We start from the raw sequence: 15,228 nt of genomic DNA, 5'->3' as shown, positions 1-15,228 counted from the left end.
CCGAGATCTACACTCTTTCCCTACACGACGCTCTTCCGATCTGCTCGACGCTCTGGATAACCGGCCGCTGATTGATGCTGCCACTGAACAGCGGGTGCGCGCGGCACATGCGGCGCTGATGGATCCCGAAATCGCTTCGGTCGCCCAGTTGGCGGAGCGGTTGCAGCTTTCCATTGCCCAGTTGCAGCGCTTCTCTCTGCGCATATTCGGCTTTTCGCCCAAATTGCTGCTGCGGCGGCAACGCTTTGTGCGGACTTTGGCGGTGATTATGCGCGATCCAGACAGCAACTGGTCTGACGCACTCGACCTGCACTATTATGATCAGGCGCATTTCAACCGGGATTTTCGCCAGTTCTTCAAGATGAGCCCGCGTGAATACCGGCAGCATCCGCATCCGATTATCGGCGCGGCATCGCGAGCGCGGATGGCCGCGCTGGGCGATCCGTTGCAAGCGCTGCAAAAGCCGGGAGCGGGCAACGGGCACTAAATCGGCCTTCGCGCTTGCATTTCTGCGCGAATCCCGCTAGGCGCGCGCCTTCCGAATGAGCGGGCTGGCTAAAAGGGCTGCCATGTTTGCTCGCTACGGATTTCCAAAAGGAGACCGAAATGCCCAAGTTGAAGACCAAGAGCGGCGTCAAAAAGCGCTTCAAGCTCACCGCCACAGGCAAGGTAAAGCACGGCGTAGCCGGCAAGCGCCACCGCCTGATCAGCCACAATGGCAAATATATTCGCCAGAACCGCGGCACCGACGTGCTGAGCGATTCGGATGCGGGTCACATTCGCCAATGGGCGCCGTACGGCTTGAAATAAGGAGCGCTGAGATATGGCACGCGTCAAAAGGGGTGTAACCACCCGCGCCAAGCACAAGAACATCTTGGAGCAGGCAAAAGGCTTTTATGGCCGTCGTAAAAATACCATCCGCATCGCACGCCAGGCTGTCGAAAAGGCCGGCCAATATGCGTATCGCGACCGCAAGGTAAACAAGCGCAATTTCCGCGCTCTGTGGATCCAGCGCATCAACGCCGCTGTCCGCGCCGAAGGCATGACCTATGGCGTGTTCATGCACGGCCTGAAGCTCGCTGGCGTCGAACTCGACCGCAAGACGCTTGCCGATCTTGCGATGAACGAGTCGGCTGTGTTTAGCGCCATAGTTGCGCAGGCGAAGGCAGCGCTGCCGAAAGCAGCATAAGCAACACTTCGAAACATGCGCAAATGGGCGTGGGCGGCACTTGCCGTTCGCGCCCATTTGCTTATCAGGCGAACCGATATGAGCGATATAGCGACACTCCAGAACCAGATCCTGACCGCCATCGATGCGGCAGACACGCCCGACGCGCTTGAAGCCGTCCGCATCGACGCGCTTGGCAAGCAGGGCAGCGTTTCGGCGCTGCTCAAATCCCTGGGGCAGATGTCGCCCGAAGAGCGCCAGCAGCAGGGGCCGGTGATCAATGGCCTGCGCGAAGCCGTAACCAATGGCATTGCCGCGAAGAAGGCCGCCCTCGAAAACGCTATTCTCAACCAGCGACTTGCGACTGAACGGCTCGACATGACGCTTCCTGCGCCGGATGGCCCCCGCGGCACTGTCCATCCGGTGAGCCAGGTGATGGACGAACTGGCGGAAATCTTCGCCGATATGGGTTTCGCCGTCGCCGAAGGGCCAGAGATTGAGGACGACTGGCATAATTTCAGCGCGCTAAATATCCCCGAAACGCATCCCGCGCGTGCGATGCACGATACTTTCTATTTCCCCGACCAGATGGCGCAAGACGGGAAAAAGATGCTGCTGCGTACACACACCTCGCCGGTGCAGATCCGCACCATGACATCGCAGGAGCCGCCGATCCGCATCATCGCGCCCGGCCGCGTCTATCGTTCGGATAGCGACGCGACGCACACGCCGATGTTCCACCAGATTGAAGGTCTGGTGATCGACAAGGGCATCCATCTGGGGCACCTCAAATGGACGCTCGAAACATTCCTCAAGGCTTTCTTCGAGCGCGACGACGTCGTTCTACGCCTGCGCCCCAGCTACTTCCCCTTCACCGAACCCTCGGTCGAAGTCGATGTTGGCTATTCGGTGGTGAAGGGCAAGCGCGTGATCGGTGGCAGCGAAGGCTGGATGGAAGTGCTCGGCAGCGGCATGGTTCACCGCAAGGTGATCGAAGCCTGCGGGCTCGACCCCGATATATGGCAGGGCTTTGCCTTCGGTACGGGCGTCGACCGCTTGGCGATGCTCAAATATGGCATGGACGATCTGCGTGCTTTCTTTGATGGCGACAATCGCTGGCTCCAGCATTACGGGTTCAACGCACTCGATGTACCCACGCTTTCGGGGGGAGTAGGCGCATGAAATTCTCGCTCTCCTGGCTCAAATATTATCTCGAAACCGATGCGACCATTGAACAGGTAGCCGATTGCCTCAATCGCATCGGGCTGGAGGTCGAAGGTATCGAAAACCCGGCGGACAAACTGGCCGGTTTCCGCGTTGCCAAGGTTCTGACGGCTGCCCCACACCCGCAGGCAGACAAACTGCAGGTGCTGACGGTCGATTCGGGTGATGGCAATCCGCTGCAGGTCGTGTGTGGCGCGCCCAATGCCCGTGCCGGCCTGGTCGGCGTGTTCGGCGTTGAAGGCGCGACTGTCCCTGCCAATGGCATGGTGTTGAAAAAGACCGCCATCCGCGGCGTCGAATCGAATGGCATGATGTGCTCGGTCGCCGAACTCGAGCTGGGCGACGATCATGATGGCATCATCGAACTGCCCGCCGATGCGCCTGTCGGCATGGCCTTCGCCGAATATGCGGACGCCAATGATCCTGTGATCGACGTCGCCATTACCCCCAACCGGCAGGATTGCATGGGCGTGATGGGCATCGCACGCGATCTGGCGGCGGCTGGCCTTGGCACGTTCAAGCCGGTCGAAGTGCCAACCATAGAGGGTAGCAATCCCTGCCCGACCGAGATCCGTACCGATGATCCAGAAGGTTGCCCCGCTTTTTACGGACGCGTCATTCGCGGCGTCAAAAATGGGCCATCGCCCGACTGGATGCAGGCGCGACTGAAAGCTGCCGGGCAGCGCTCGATTTCGGCGCTGGTCGATTGCACCAACTATCTGATGCTCGCCTGCGGACGCCCGGCGCACGCTTATGATCTGGCGCAACTGAACGGTGCGGTTGTGGCCCGCCGTGCGAAAGACGGCGAGATGGTGACTGCGCTGAATGGCAAGGAATACCCGCTCACCTCCGAAATGACGGTGATTGCTGACGAAAGCGGCGTGCATGACATTGCCGGTATCATGGGTGGCGAACATTCGGGCTGTTCGGATGACACCACCGATGTGTTGCTCGAAATCGCCTATTTCACGCCCGAGCGTATCGCCAGAACAGGACAGGCGCTGTCGTTGACCTCCGACGCACGCAGCCGATTTGAGCGTGGCGTCGATCCGGCATTCCTCGACGATGGCCTGGCGCTGCTCACCGACCTGATCGTCCAGACCTGCGGCGGCGAGCCCAGCGAAGTCATCCGCGCCGGTCATCCGCCGTTGCTCGGATTCGAAGTTGCGGCAGACTGGACGGTAACCGTTCCGACATGGCGCCGCGACGTCGACGGCTGGGCCGACCTGGTAGAGGAAGTAGTGCGTATCGTCGGTCTCGATAACGTGGTTTCCACTCCGCTGCCCCGCGCCGATGGCGTGGCGAAGCCGACGGCAACTCCGCAGCAAAGCCTCGAGCGCAAGGTTCGCCGGGCGGCGGCAGCACGCGGATTGAACGAAGCAATCAACTGGTCGTTCCTCCCACAAAAGGAAGCCGACGCCTTTGGCGGTGGCATCTGGAGCCTCGACAATCCGATTTCGGAAGACATGAAGGTCATGCGTCCGTCGCTGCTCCCCGGCCTGCTTTCGGCGGCGCAGCGCAACATGGATCGCGGTGCTTCTTCGGTGCGGCTGTTCGAAATCGGGCGGCGTTATCTGGCTGATAGCGAGCGGCTGACCTGCGGCATCGTCTTAGCAGGTGAGAAGGCTCCGCGTAGCTGGGCCATGGGCAAGGCTGCGAAGTTCGATGCCTACGACGCCAAGGCCGAGGTGCTGGCACTGTTGGCAGCGGCCGGCGTTGCCACCGATGGCCTGATGGTGATGGGTGAGGCGGGGGATCATTATCACCCCGGCCAATCTGCCACATTGCGCATGGGGCCCAAAAATATCCTTGCGGCCTTTGGCACATTGCATCCGGCGACTGCCAAGGCGTTTGACCTTGACGGCACCATCATTGCCGCTGAAATCTTCCTTGACGCAATCCCGGCGAAGAAGGGGGCGGGCTTCATGCGCCCGGCCTTCACACCCCCAGCGTTGCAGGCGGTGACCCGAGACTTTGCTTTCCTCGTTCCCGATACATTGGCAGCGGGTGACCTCGTTCGCGCCATCCGTGGTTGCGATAAGGACAACATCGTCGCCGTCCGCCTGTTCGATCGCTTCGCGGGGCAGGGCGTACCTGAAGGCCAGGTCAGCCTTGCCATCGAGGTGGCGCTTCAGCCCAGCGATAAAAGCTACACCGACGAGGAGTTGAAAGCGATAAGTGATCGGGTCGTTACAACCGCTTCCAAGCAAGGTGCGACGCTGCGCGGTTGACGCCTAGCAAGTTGTTACTTGCCAGTTTGGCCGCACTCATGCTGTTAAGGGCGCATAGATGGCTTTGGCCATCGCGTCTTTACATGGAGTGCGCAGTCGTGCGGAAAAAGTCGCTCAAAAATCTGGTCATCATTCTGGCTGCCGGTGCCACGGCTTGTGGCGGGGGAGGCGGCGGCGGATCGGGTGGAGGTACAGTTGTTGTCCCTCCGACCGGCAGCACGCCGACTCCACCCCCTCCACCAACTGCGTGTAGTTTGCGCAGTCGGCAGGATTTTGCCTTTTCGGTTCTCAATGAATGGTATCTGTTTCCGGAAACGCTGCCAGCAACGCTTGATCCATCGCCTTATGGCACGGTCGATGCCTATATCGATGCTTTGACAGCGACTGCCCGGTCACAAGGCCGGGATCGATTTTTCACCTACATTACCTCGATTGCCGAGGAAAATGCCTTCTTCGCGTCGGGCGCAACTGCAGGATTTGGCGTTCGTTTTGCATATCAGGGGACCCGGTTGTTCGTGATTGAGGCCTTTGAGGGCGCGCCCGCATTGACGGCAGGGATTGATCGGGGAACCGAGATAGTGGCAATCGGTACGAGCGAGAGCAATCTGGTGCCGGTTGCGGACATACTTGCTTCGCAAGGCTCCGCTGGTGTCAGCGACGCGCTTGGCCCGAGCACAGTTGGCACGACCCGCGTGCTGCGGATCAGCGACGGTGCGGGCACGCGAAATGTCACGATCACTAAAGCCGACTATAATATCGATCCACTGTCCTCACGCTACGGGACCAAGGTGATTGACGATGGCGGGCGCCGCGTCGGTTACATCAACATGCGCACTTTCATTTCGACAGCGGATAACCAGTTGCGCACCGCTTTTGCCGATTTCCGGGCGCAGGGTATTACCAACATAGTGATCGATTTCCGCTATAATGGCGGTGGGCTTGGTTTCCCGGCGGGGGTGGAGGGCGACCCTCTGGGGGGGGAACCCCCCCCCCGCGGTGGTTTTTTCGGCAACCAGCCCCACCACCGGCGTTTTTTTTTGGGTCCCCTGTTTCCGGGCGTCCAAAGCATCGAATAACGAAACCCGCCGTTTCGAACCCCAGTCGCAGTCAGTAGCGCCCATGAAAATTGCGTTCATCACCACCAATGCCACCGCATCTGCCAGCGAGTTGGTGATGAACAGTTTCATTCCCTATCTCGGCGTCAACGCTGCGCTGATCGGCAGCAATACCTATGGCAAACCGGTAGGCCAAATCGCCGTGGACCAATCTGCGTGCGATGACCGTATTCGCGTGGTGGCCTTTGCCAAGGATAATTCTGCCGGGCAGGGCGACTATTATTCGGGGCTGGCAAGCAATATGCGGACGACTTGCGCCGCTCCTGACGATATTGCTCGCCCGCTTGGCGATCCAACAGAGGCGTCGCTGCGGTCAGCACTGGATTTCATAGCCGGTCGGTCTTGTACGCCGGTTACGGCCGGGCAGCAGCAGCAAGCCGATGGTCAAAGGACGGATCGTCGGGTGGTGCCGCTGCCAAAGACACCCAGTGCGGCGCAGCGGGAGGTGCCCGGGCTGTTCTGACCATCCAGAAACAAGAAAGGCCGGGGCGCAAACCCCGGCCTTTCCGTTTCGCTCCTGGGAGAGGGTAGGAGGAAATCAGAAACGATATTCGATGTTGAACGTCGCGGTGCGCGGCGGGCCGTAATAGCCGATGATCGAATTGCCAAACAGCGCGCCCGGGAAGTTGTAGCCGCCGACGCGATAGCGTTCGTTGGTCAGGTTGCGCAGGTTGACCGAAAGCTTGAATACATCATCCGGCGAGGTCCAGGCTGCCGAAGCATCGACCAGGAAATAGCCGTCGGGATCAAGCGCCGGGGTCGGGATTTCGAACATATAGGCATCGCTGCGCAGCGAGACTGCTGGAGTGAAAGAAATCGTTCCGCCCAACAGGTCGCCCGACGCCGTTGCCGAAACGCTGGCGGTGAATTTCGGCGTATTCTGGAATTCGCGGGCATTCGATACGTCGACCGGGGGAGTGCCACCGGTGATGAAGGTCAGGAATTCCTTATAATCGGCATTGGTGTAGCCGACGGCTGCATTCATCGAGAAGTTGGCTGAAGGCACAACGCGCAGTTCGAATTCCGCACCCGAAATGTCTCCGCGACCCGCATTGTCTACAAAGCTGGCAATGCCACCCGCAAGGCTTGGCACCTGCACGGTGACCTGCTGGTTCTTGTACTTTGACTTAAACAGCGCAAAGTTGGTGAACAGCGTGCGGTCGAGGAACGCGCCCTTGAAGCCAATTTCAAAGCTGTCGATGGATTCGGGCTCATAGCCATTGACTGTGGTCGGCGTCAGGATGGCGTCGCCGCGCATGTCGAAACCGCCCGATTTGAAACCCTTGCCGTATGAGGCATAGATATTAGCATTGTCATTTGGTTGATAGCTGAGCGAAACGCGCGGAGTCAGCTTCTTGAAGCTGCGGCTGTTAGTGTAATCCGAACGGATCAGGCCCGGAACTGCAGCGGTGTTGCCGAACAACGGGCTGCGGATTCCGGTATAGTTGCGCCGGAATACGGTGCCGGTCTTGTCATCCTTGGTATAGCGCAGGCCAGCCGAAAGCTTCAGTTGCTCGGTCACGTCAAAGCTGACATCGGCAAAGGCGGCATAGCTCTTGGTCTTGACCGTGCCTGAGGTCAGCGTGGTGAGATTGAGGCCGCCCAGCACCGTGTCAAACGCACCGCTGGCACGGGCGTCGAGATAGTAGAGCCCGGCAACACCTTGAATGCGGTCGCCTTCGAACAGCAGCTGCAGTTCCTGCGTGAACTGGCGATCGTCATAGAATGCGGGAACGTCAAGGACGGGGCCTGCAGTGTTATCGAAATCGATAAGCGTGTCGGTGTGGCCGTCACGATAGGCCGAAATCGTTTTGAAGGTCAGCGTGTCTGACAGGCCGAATTCGCCGGTCAGCGATACGCCTTGCGTTTCGACCTTATTGTCATCGCCAATGCCTGCGCGGGTATCATAGACGCTGGCGGTCGGCTCGAACGCAGCTACGCCGCCATTGCCGACCAGACGGGTGCCGTGGCGCGGGTTCGATTTGTCGATGATCTTGTCGGCAGCGACGCGAATGAAGACGTCTTCCGAAGGAGCAAATTCTGCCGAGATACGGCCAGCAAGCACATCCTTGTTATAATGCTCGGCGCCTGTGGTGAGGTTCTTGCCGAAACCGTCGCGCTGGTACCATGCGATGGCGCCACCGATTGAGAAGGTGTCGCCCAACGGTACAGTGACCTGACCGATCAGGTCGATCTGGTTATAGGCGCCATAAGAGGCACGCACCTTACCGCCAAACTCATTGCCGAGCTTGTTGGTCACATATTTGACTGCGCCGCCGATAGTGTTGCGGCCATAGAGCGTGCCCTGCGGCCCACGCAGCACTTCAACGCGTGAGACGTCAAAAATGTCGAGCACCGCACCCTGCGGGCGGGCGACATAGACGTCGTCGACATACAGGCCGACGCCGGGTTCAAAGCCCCAGAGCGGGTCTTGCTGGCCGACGCCGCGGATGAAACCGATCAGGGTCGAGTTCGAACCGCGTGCAATCTGCATCGTCATGTTCGGCGCTTTGTCCTGCAGCGCGGTGATGTCGACTGCGCCCTGTGCGGCAAGCGTGTCGCCCGAAATGGCGGTCATCGAAATGGGAACGTCGAGCAGGCTTTCTTCGCGGCGACGTGCGGTAACGATGATTTCGCCGCTGGCGTCTGCTTCGTCTGCTGCTGCCTCATCCTGCGCCCAAACAGGGCTGGACAAAGTGGTGACGCTGCCAAGGGCGATTCCCGACAACAGGATTGCGCGCGTAAATGATTGGAATTTCATGATATCCTCTCTTCCGTACATCCAAATATGCGGCTGTCCCGCTATTTTCTGCTTGCTCCATACTGAAAGTTGAACCATCTTTCAACTTCTGGAAGAGGAATTTTGCAAATGGTCGCCGTGCGTGGCATGGATGCAACAATGACGGGGGAAGATAAGGCACCGCGCACCGAACGCGGCCGGCGCACATTGCGTGCGTTGCTGGATGCTGCCCGCGCCGAATTTGGCGAAAAGGGCTTCCATGACAGTTCGGTAGTCAGCATCACCAGCCGCGCCGGGGTCGCTCTGGGCAGCTTCTACACCTATTTCGATTCGAAGGAATCGCTGTTCCGCGCACTGGTCAAGGACATGTCGGGCCAAGTGCGCGACTATGTAGCACCCGTGCTGCCCGGAGATGGGGACCAGATTGATGCCGAAGGACGGGCGCTCTCCGCCTTTCTGTCCTTCGCGCGGCAGCATAAGGAAATCTACCGGATCATCGACGAAGCCGAATTCGTCGCACCCGACGCCTGGCAGGCCCATTATGGCACCACTGTTGACCGTATCTTTGAACGTCTGAAGGCTGCCGAAGCGCGTGGTGAAATCGCGGGGCCGGTCGATGAAGCCCATGCTTGGGCGATCATGGGGATGAACGTCTTTCTCGGGCTGCGTTATGGCGTATTGGGCGAAGAGCGTGCTGTCGGCGAGATCGCCGATGTGGTGAACGCGATGCTGCGCGATGGTTTGGGGCGTTGAGAGGTTGCCCTCGTCCTTCGCAGTCGCCAACGCACTAGCCCCGTCCAAAACAGGATGAGCGGAATCAGCCCCGCAATCGCGGCCAATATTCTCAAGGCCAGCCCCCCCGCACTTCCGTCGTGCAAGGGATGCAGCCAGTTGTTGATCGTCGTCGAAACGCCTGCGCGACGGGCATCTACGATCGCAAGAACGCGCCCATCATATTGATCGATCCACACAAAGCTGTGAGGAAAACGCAAGCTTGGATCTCCGGGAATTTGCATACGGATTCGAAAAGCGCCATCGCCACCGCTCGGCACTTCGACCCACGCAATGCGACCGGCAGGCAAGGCTGTTCGTGCGCGCAGCATCGCTGTTGATACCGAGATCGGTGCACCTTGCCAGTTTTGAGACACCGGCTGTGGTGCCGCATCGACCGGACCTGAAATGGTGCCAAGCACTGCATCACTTTCATCGGGTAGTGCGAGCATCACGCCAGTCACCACAAGCATTAGCAACAGCGGCACGCCAACCAAACCGGCCAATTTATGCTGATCTCGCAATTGGCGGAGCGGCGCCGCCTTTACCTTGTAACGCAACGCCTTGTGCCAATCACTACGCGGCCACCAGGCCCAAAGACCGCTGAGCAACAGGAAGAACAACAAAAGCCCTGTATAGCCGACAATTTTTCCGCCGAACTCGCCGAGCAGCAATCGGTAGTGGAGATCATAGACGAAGGTCATTGCATAATCCCCCCAATAATCCCGCCGCAAGACGCGCGAACCATCGGGAGAAAGCCAGACCATCATCGGCGCAAAGGCGCGCCCTGCGGTTTCAGGCGGATCGTAATAGCGCGCCGGTATCGCCTTACCTCGCCCCGGCACTTCGAACCGCCATGGCCCTGCCTTGTCGGGATAAGCGATCCGCACGGTTTGCAGCGCGAGGTCCCAATCGGGCTCTGCGCTGCTTTCGATGCGTATCTCGGGGTTCAGGATAGCATCGATCTCGGTGTAAAAAACCAGAATAGACCCCGTAAGCCCCAAAAGGACGAACAGCCCCCCGAGGCTCAGCCCGAGCCACATATGTGTCTGGCGGATCAGGCTGCGCATCGGGGAGCCGGACATTACAGTTTCACCCGGACGCTGGCGGTCACATTTGTGCCGTCCGCCGGGCTGTGCAGTGATTGTGCCCCATCCCACCAGACATATTCCGAATAGGCGTCGGTCAGGTTTTTGGCGGAAACGGAAAGTTCAACGCTTTTTGAAACCTGATAGGCGGCTTCGGCGTTGATCGTCATATAGTCGCCCCAACGACCCCGGTTGTTGGCGGTGGTCAATTCATAGTCCGATTGTCCACCACCCCAGACCGAAAGCCGCAGCCTCTCAACGGCTGTGAAATCCACACCGCCAGAAAACAGCCAATGGGGAACATGGTCAATCTCATTGCCTCTCAACAAAGGTGTCGCTGGATCAGGCTCTGTGATCGTCGCCTTTTGCCAAGCAACAGCACCCCAAAAGGAAAGCCCCGACACAGGTTTAGCCGAAAGCTGCAGGTCAATGCCCTTGCGCCGAGTCGCGCCCAGATTGTCAAAATCGCCGAGCGGATCGTTCAGCTTGCGCTTGATCTCCCCGGTTGCGCTCTGTTTCCACAATGCGACGCGTCCTTCGACGGGACCGCGAGCTAGCTTGACCCCTGCTTCCCAGCCGGTGTTGATCGACGGATCAAGGTCGACCAAACGCGGTGCGATCAAATAGGCACCCGATTCGGTGCCTATCTGAAAGGTTTTACCCCAGTTTCCGTAAAGCGTGACACCTTCCACCGGCTCAAGCGCCACTGAAATTTTGGGCTGTTTGATCGAGCCATAGTCATTGGCGCGCGCAGTGCTGTTGTTTAACCGGTTGCGATAATCGCCACCGACCCAGTCCAGACGATAGGCAGGGGTTATGGTGAGCCAGTCGGTCGGTTTCAGGATTGCCTGCAGGTAGACGCCACCAACGGTCAGGTCCATTTTCTGGTTACGCGTCTGGGCGGTGGGCACACGGTTGACTGCCGTAAAGCGCAGCGATTCATTGTTCTGAATCTGCACATCGCCACCCATTTCGATCATCAGATCCATTGCACCCAAGCGTGCGTGGTAATGCGCTGCGGCTAGCGCGCCCCAATGATCTTCGTTGGTGACGCGCCGTTGCTGAGCGGCAGCGGCGGAAAATTTGACATACCGGTCATCGCGGGTCCGGTTGAAATAGGCCTTGGCTGTCATGTCGAAATCGTCGCTGACAGCAGCATCGAAATGCAGTGATGCCTGCTGCAACTTGCGCCGGTCGCCATCGGTTGCGTTGAAGGCGTTAGTCGCGCGGCGGTCGCGCCGTGAATCAACGAAGGTCAGATATCCGGGCTCCTCAGCATGCGAAATATAGTGGCGCGCTATCAGGCCCAGGCGGACATCTTCGGAAAAGCTGTAAAACCATTTTCCTGCTAGGCTCAGCCGGTCGAGGTCTGCATGATCGCGAAAGCCGTTGGTTTCGCGATAGGCGACGAGATAATTCTGACTGAAGCCTCCACGTTCGAGACCAGCAGATAACTGCCCTTCATGACTGGCATAACTGCCGGTCGAAGCTTTGGCGTCGACATAGGTGCCGCCGATGCGTGTCAGGATGTTGGCGTTGCCCGCAATATTGTGGAGCCCATAGCGCGGGTCTGACGTGCCGCGCACCAATTCGATACCCGCAATATCGATCGGAAATACCTGATCGATATAGAACATGTTGCCCGAGGCGACATTGGAAGGCACGCCATCGATCAATAGTTTGACGGCGTTGATCTCTCCCTCGCCGTTGAACCCGCGAAAGGCAAATTTGCCGCTGGTCGAGCCCTGATTGAAATTGGTCACCAGCACGCCGGGCAGCCTGCCTACCAGCTCCCACGCATAGTTGACGTTTGCGTTTTGTGCGACATCGGGGCCGAGCGTATCGACCGACGTGATGACATTGGCGGTTGATCCCGCCATATTGCGGGCGGGGACGACAAAGTCTTCCCCCCCCGCCAAGCCGGGATTGGTAGTGTCTTCCGCCGCGAGTAGCGAAGCGGATTGAACTAAAGCAAAAAGGCACGCCGAAGCGCGCAGACTGTGATGAAAAAGCATGTATGGATACTCCGTGAGCGTAACAAAAATGCCGGTAGCGCAAAGGGCTCGCCCGGCTACTTTGATGTCAGCTTAGATACGGAGGTCCGGTAGCGGGCGGCGGTGGCGCGGCAAGGCCGCGACCGGGCGACAGGAATCGTATGGGGTGTTGGAGCCTGTGTTCAGCGGGCGCAAGCAGCCTGATTTCGGCAGCTTGCGGCAAGTCGGCCACGCCAGCGAGACCGGAAAAAGCACAGGCGCCCTGCTTTTCGCCGTCATGCTCACTCGCCGGTTTGGACGAACCCAGATTGATGGTTTCCATCTTGCCGGTGCCGTCGACGCCGGTACAGACATAGACAGACAGGCTCTTTGTACCGGTGCCCACCATATAACCAACCGGCAGAATCGCGCGCACAGCGAGCGCGAGCACGATGAATGCTAGCGCAAAGCGGCTATGGCCTCTCCAAAATTGCCGACTACGAGTCACGATGCTGGCTCGATAGTCAGCGCTTTTTGCAATGTCACCTTTTATTGAACAGCCCTCTCTGCGTTTTCTCTATTCATACTATGGACTTTCGCTTGACGGCCGGCTCGGCTATGCGCCGCGCCCATGACGACTGCACCCTGGGCCAAACGCCGCACCTTTGCGATCATCTCGCACCCTGACGCGGGTAAAACCACTTTGACCGAAAAACTGCTGCTGCAGGGTGGGGCGATTCACCTTGCCGGTGAAGTGAAAGCACGCGGTGCCGCTCGCCGCGCCCGTTCGGACTGGATGAAGATCGAACAGCAGCGCGGTATTTCCGTCACAAGTTCGGTGATGACCTTCGAAAAGGATGGCATCGTCTTCAACCTGCTCGACACACCAGGCCACGAAGACTTTTCCGAAGACACCTATCGTACGCTGACCGCTGTCGACTCCGCGATCATGGTAATCGACGCCGCCAAGGGTATCGAGCCGCAGACGCTCAAGCTGTTCGAGGTCTGCCGCTTGCGCAGCGTGCCGATCATCACCTTCGTCAACAAGGTCGACCGCGAAGGCCGCCCCTGCTTCGAAATCCTCGACGAGGTTGCAGACAAGCTGGCGCTCGACGTTTGCCCGATGAGTTGGCCAGTCGGCATGGGTGGCGAGTTTGAAGGCATATTCGACTTCGCCAGCGGCAGGCTCACACAGCCCAGCGGCGAAAGCAAAGCCTATGAAGGCAAATCGAGCCAGCACAGCGGTATCGACGATCCATCGCTTGCAGAGAAGCTGTCTGCAAACGGCCTCGCGAAATTCCGCGAAGAGGCCGAACTGGCGCAGGCTGGTTATGCCTCATTCGATCTGGAGGCCTATCGCCATGGCGACTTGACCCCGGTCTATTTCGGTTCGGCACTGAAAGAGTTCGGGATTGAGGAAATGATCGCGGCCATAGCCAAATTCGCGCCGCCGCCGCGCCCGCAGCCGAGCGAAGCGGGCACGATTACACCCGACAATAATGAAGTCACCGGTTTCATCTTCAAGGTGCAGGCCAATATGGACCCGCAGCACCGCGATCGTATCGCCTTCATGCGGCTTTGTTCGGGCACCTTCAAGCGCGGGATGAAACTGACGCCTTCGGGGCTGGGCAAGCCGGTTGCGATCCACTCGCCGATCCTGTTCTTTGCGCAAGACCGTGAGATTGCCGATACGGCCGAGCCCGGCGATATTATCGGCATCCCCAACCATGGCACGTTGCGCGTTGGCGATACGCTCTCCGAAAAAAACAGTGTGCGCTTCACCGGCCTGCCCAATTTCGCCCCCGAAATCCTGCGCCGCGTCGTGCTGCGTGATCCGACCAAGACCAAGCAGTTGCGCAAGGCACTCGACGACCTGAGCGAAGAGGGTGTGATCCAGGTTTTTTATCCGGAAATCGGCTCCAACTGGGTCGTTGGTGTGGTTGGCCAGCTGCAGCTCGACGTGCTGATTTCACGGCTGGAGGCCGAATATAAGGTCGATGCCTTCCTTGAGCCTGCGCCTTATGACACCGCGCGCTGGATAAACGGTAGCGATTCCGATTTGAAAACTTTTGCCCAGTTCAACGGCGGCAATATGGCGAAGGACCGCGATGGCAACCCGGTCTTCATGGCGCGCTCGTCATGGGATGTTGGCTATCAGCAGGAAAAGCATCCCGATCTGGTGTTCAGCGCGACGAAGGAACGTTAGGCCGCTGGCCTGACCTCCACCGGAACACCTGAAAAGGCCGCATTGCCCGACAAAGGATCGAGTGCATCTTCCTCGGTCAGATCGTTTATGCTCGCCCCGGCATGCGCTTGTGCAACCGCCATCGAAACGCCGGGCAGGTTGCGGCCCCAGCCATGCGGGATCGAAACCGTGCCAGGCATCATGTCGTCGGTGACTTCGACCGGCAGGCGGATCGCGCCACTCTTCGATGCCACCTCGGCCAGCGATCCATCGCCCAGATTGCGCGCGCGGGCATCGTCCGGGTGGATCATCAAGGTGCAGCGTTCGGGCCCCTTCACAAGGCGCGGGCTGTTGTGCAGCCAGCTATTGTTCGACCGCACATGCCGCCGCCCGATCAGCCGCAGACGGTCATCACCCTGCTGCGCCAATGTCGCATGTAACCGGTCAAGATCAGCAATCAGATTTGCGGGCGCGCAGTCGATCCGCTTGGTCGGCGTGCGCAACCTTTCGGGCAGCCGCCCTGCCTGCAGTGGCCCGAAATCCTTGCCGCTAGGTTCGGCTTCCACCTCTGCAAGCGACACGCCATAGGGGCCGGCCTTGAGCAGATTATCCAGCAGTTCGCGCGGTGTTGCCCGCTCAATCGGAGCGCCTGAAATCGCTTCAGCCAGTTTGCGGATGATCTGCCAGTCGTGCAGCGTCCCTTCCTCCGCCTCAAACAACGGTCTCGAGAATT

Annotated in this window: 13 protein-coding genes; 8 read left to right on the top strand and 5 right to left on the bottom strand. The window is 59.1% G+C overall.

Going from position 1 to position 15,228, the window contains the following annotated elements; genetic code table 11:
- Positions 1 to 606: 606 nt before the first annotated feature.
- The 6 genes from rpmI (at position 607) to Q0239_RS13860 (ending at position 6,201) form a co-directional block, all read left to right on the top strand.
- Positions 607 to 810 (top strand): 50S ribosomal protein L35, encoded by a 204-nt coding sequence (gene rpmI, locus Q0239_RS13885; protein ID WP_298603874.1) that lies wholly within the window; start codon positions 607 to 609, stop codon positions 808 to 810.
- A 13-nt stretch (positions 811 to 823) separates the two neighbouring features.
- Positions 824 to 1,189 carry a 50S ribosomal protein L20 gene (gene rplT, locus Q0239_RS13880; RefSeq protein ID WP_298603872.1) on the top strand — a complete coding sequence of 122 codons (366 nt, stop codon included), beginning with the start codon at positions 824 to 826 and terminating at the stop codon, positions 1,187 to 1,189.
- Positions 1,190 to 1,267: 78 nt separating this feature from the next.
- Positions 1,268 to 2,350, top strand: a complete 1,083-nt coding sequence (gene pheS / locus Q0239_RS13875; RefSeq protein WP_298603870.1) for a phenylalanine--tRNA ligase subunit alpha — start codon at positions 1,268 to 1,270, stop codon at positions 2,348 to 2,350.
- On the top strand, positions 2,347 to 4,623 hold the full coding sequence (gene pheT / locus Q0239_RS13870) for a phenylalanine--tRNA ligase subunit beta (protein WP_298603868.1): 2,277 nt from the start codon (positions 2,347 to 2,349) through the stop codon (positions 4,621 to 4,623). The genes pheS and pheT overlap by 4 nt, the downstream gene beginning before the upstream one ends.
- Positions 4,624 to 4,721: 98 nt before the next feature.
- Positions 4,722 to 5,699: a S41 family peptidase gene (locus Q0239_RS13865; protein ID WP_298603866.1), complete on the top strand. Its 978-nt coding sequence runs from the start codon at positions 4,722 to 4,724 to the stop codon at positions 5,697 to 5,699.
- 43 nt (positions 5,700 to 5,742) lie between these two features.
- Positions 5,743 to 6,201 (top strand): hypothetical protein, encoded by a 459-nt coding sequence (locus tag Q0239_RS13860; RefSeq protein ID WP_298603864.1) that lies wholly within the window; start codon positions 5,743 to 5,745, stop codon positions 6,199 to 6,201.
- Positions 6,202 to 6,276: 75 nt separating this feature from the next.
- Here Q0239_RS13860 and Q0239_RS13855 read toward each other — a convergent pair whose 3' ends face one another.
- Complete coding sequence (locus Q0239_RS13855) at positions 6,277 to 8,499, bottom strand: TonB-dependent receptor (protein ID WP_298603862.1); 2,223 nt, start codon at positions 8,497 to 8,499, stop codon at positions 6,277 to 6,279.
- Positions 8,500 to 8,637: 138 nt separating this feature from the next.
- Here Q0239_RS13855 and Q0239_RS13850 point away from each other — a divergent pair, with 138 nt between their 5' ends.
- Positions 8,638 to 9,231 carry a TetR/AcrR family transcriptional regulator gene (locus Q0239_RS13850; protein ID WP_298603860.1) on the top strand — a complete coding sequence of 198 codons (594 nt, stop codon included), beginning with the start codon at positions 8,638 to 8,640 and terminating at the stop codon, positions 9,229 to 9,231.
- On the opposite strand, the gene Q0239_RS13845 is transcribed toward Q0239_RS13850, so the two are convergent.
- The 3 genes from Q0239_RS13845 to Q0239_RS13835 all read right to left on the bottom strand — a co-directional run bounded on the left by Q0239_RS13845 (position 9,147) and on the right by Q0239_RS13835 (position 12,818).
- Positions 9,147 to 10,334: a PepSY domain-containing protein gene (locus Q0239_RS13845; RefSeq protein WP_298603858.1), complete on the bottom strand. Its 1,188-nt coding sequence runs from the start codon at positions 10,332 to 10,334 to the stop codon at positions 9,147 to 9,149. The genes Q0239_RS13850 and Q0239_RS13845 overlap by 85 nt on opposite strands.
- The gene (locus Q0239_RS13840) at positions 10,334 to 12,352 is read right to left on the bottom strand and encodes a TonB-dependent receptor (RefSeq protein ID WP_298603856.1); all 2,019 of its coding nucleotides are present in this window, start codon (positions 12,350 to 12,352) and stop codon (positions 10,334 to 10,336) included. Before Q0239_RS13840 ends, Q0239_RS13845 begins: the two co-directional genes overlap by 1 nt.
- A gap of 67 nt (positions 12,353 to 12,419) precedes the next feature.
- On the bottom strand, positions 12,420 to 12,818 hold the full coding sequence (locus tag Q0239_RS13835; protein WP_298603854.1) for a hypothetical protein: 399 nt from the start codon (positions 12,816 to 12,818) through the stop codon (positions 12,420 to 12,422).
- A gap of 123 nt (positions 12,819 to 12,941) precedes the next feature.
- Between Q0239_RS13835 and Q0239_RS13830 the strand changes: the two genes are divergently transcribed.
- Entirely contained in the window at positions 12,942 to 14,516 is a 1,575-nt protein-coding gene (locus Q0239_RS13830; protein WP_298603852.1) for a peptide chain release factor 3, read from the top strand.
- Here Q0239_RS13830 and Q0239_RS13825 read toward each other — a convergent pair.
- On the bottom strand, positions 14,513 to 15,228 hold a 716-nt coding region (locus tag Q0239_RS13825; RefSeq protein ID WP_298603850.1), incomplete at its 5' end, for a molybdopterin oxidoreductase family protein. The two genes, Q0239_RS13830 and Q0239_RS13825, sit on opposite strands and share 4 nt — an antisense overlap.

Origin of the sequence: uncultured Sphingorhabdus sp. (assembly GCF_937872355.1) — a bacterium.
GTDB lineage: Bacteria > Pseudomonadota > Alphaproteobacteria > Sphingomonadales > Sphingomonadaceae > Sphingorhabdus_B.
The sequence above is the reverse complement of the archived record's forward strand: the minus strand, read 5'-3'. Positions and strand labels throughout refer to the sequence as shown.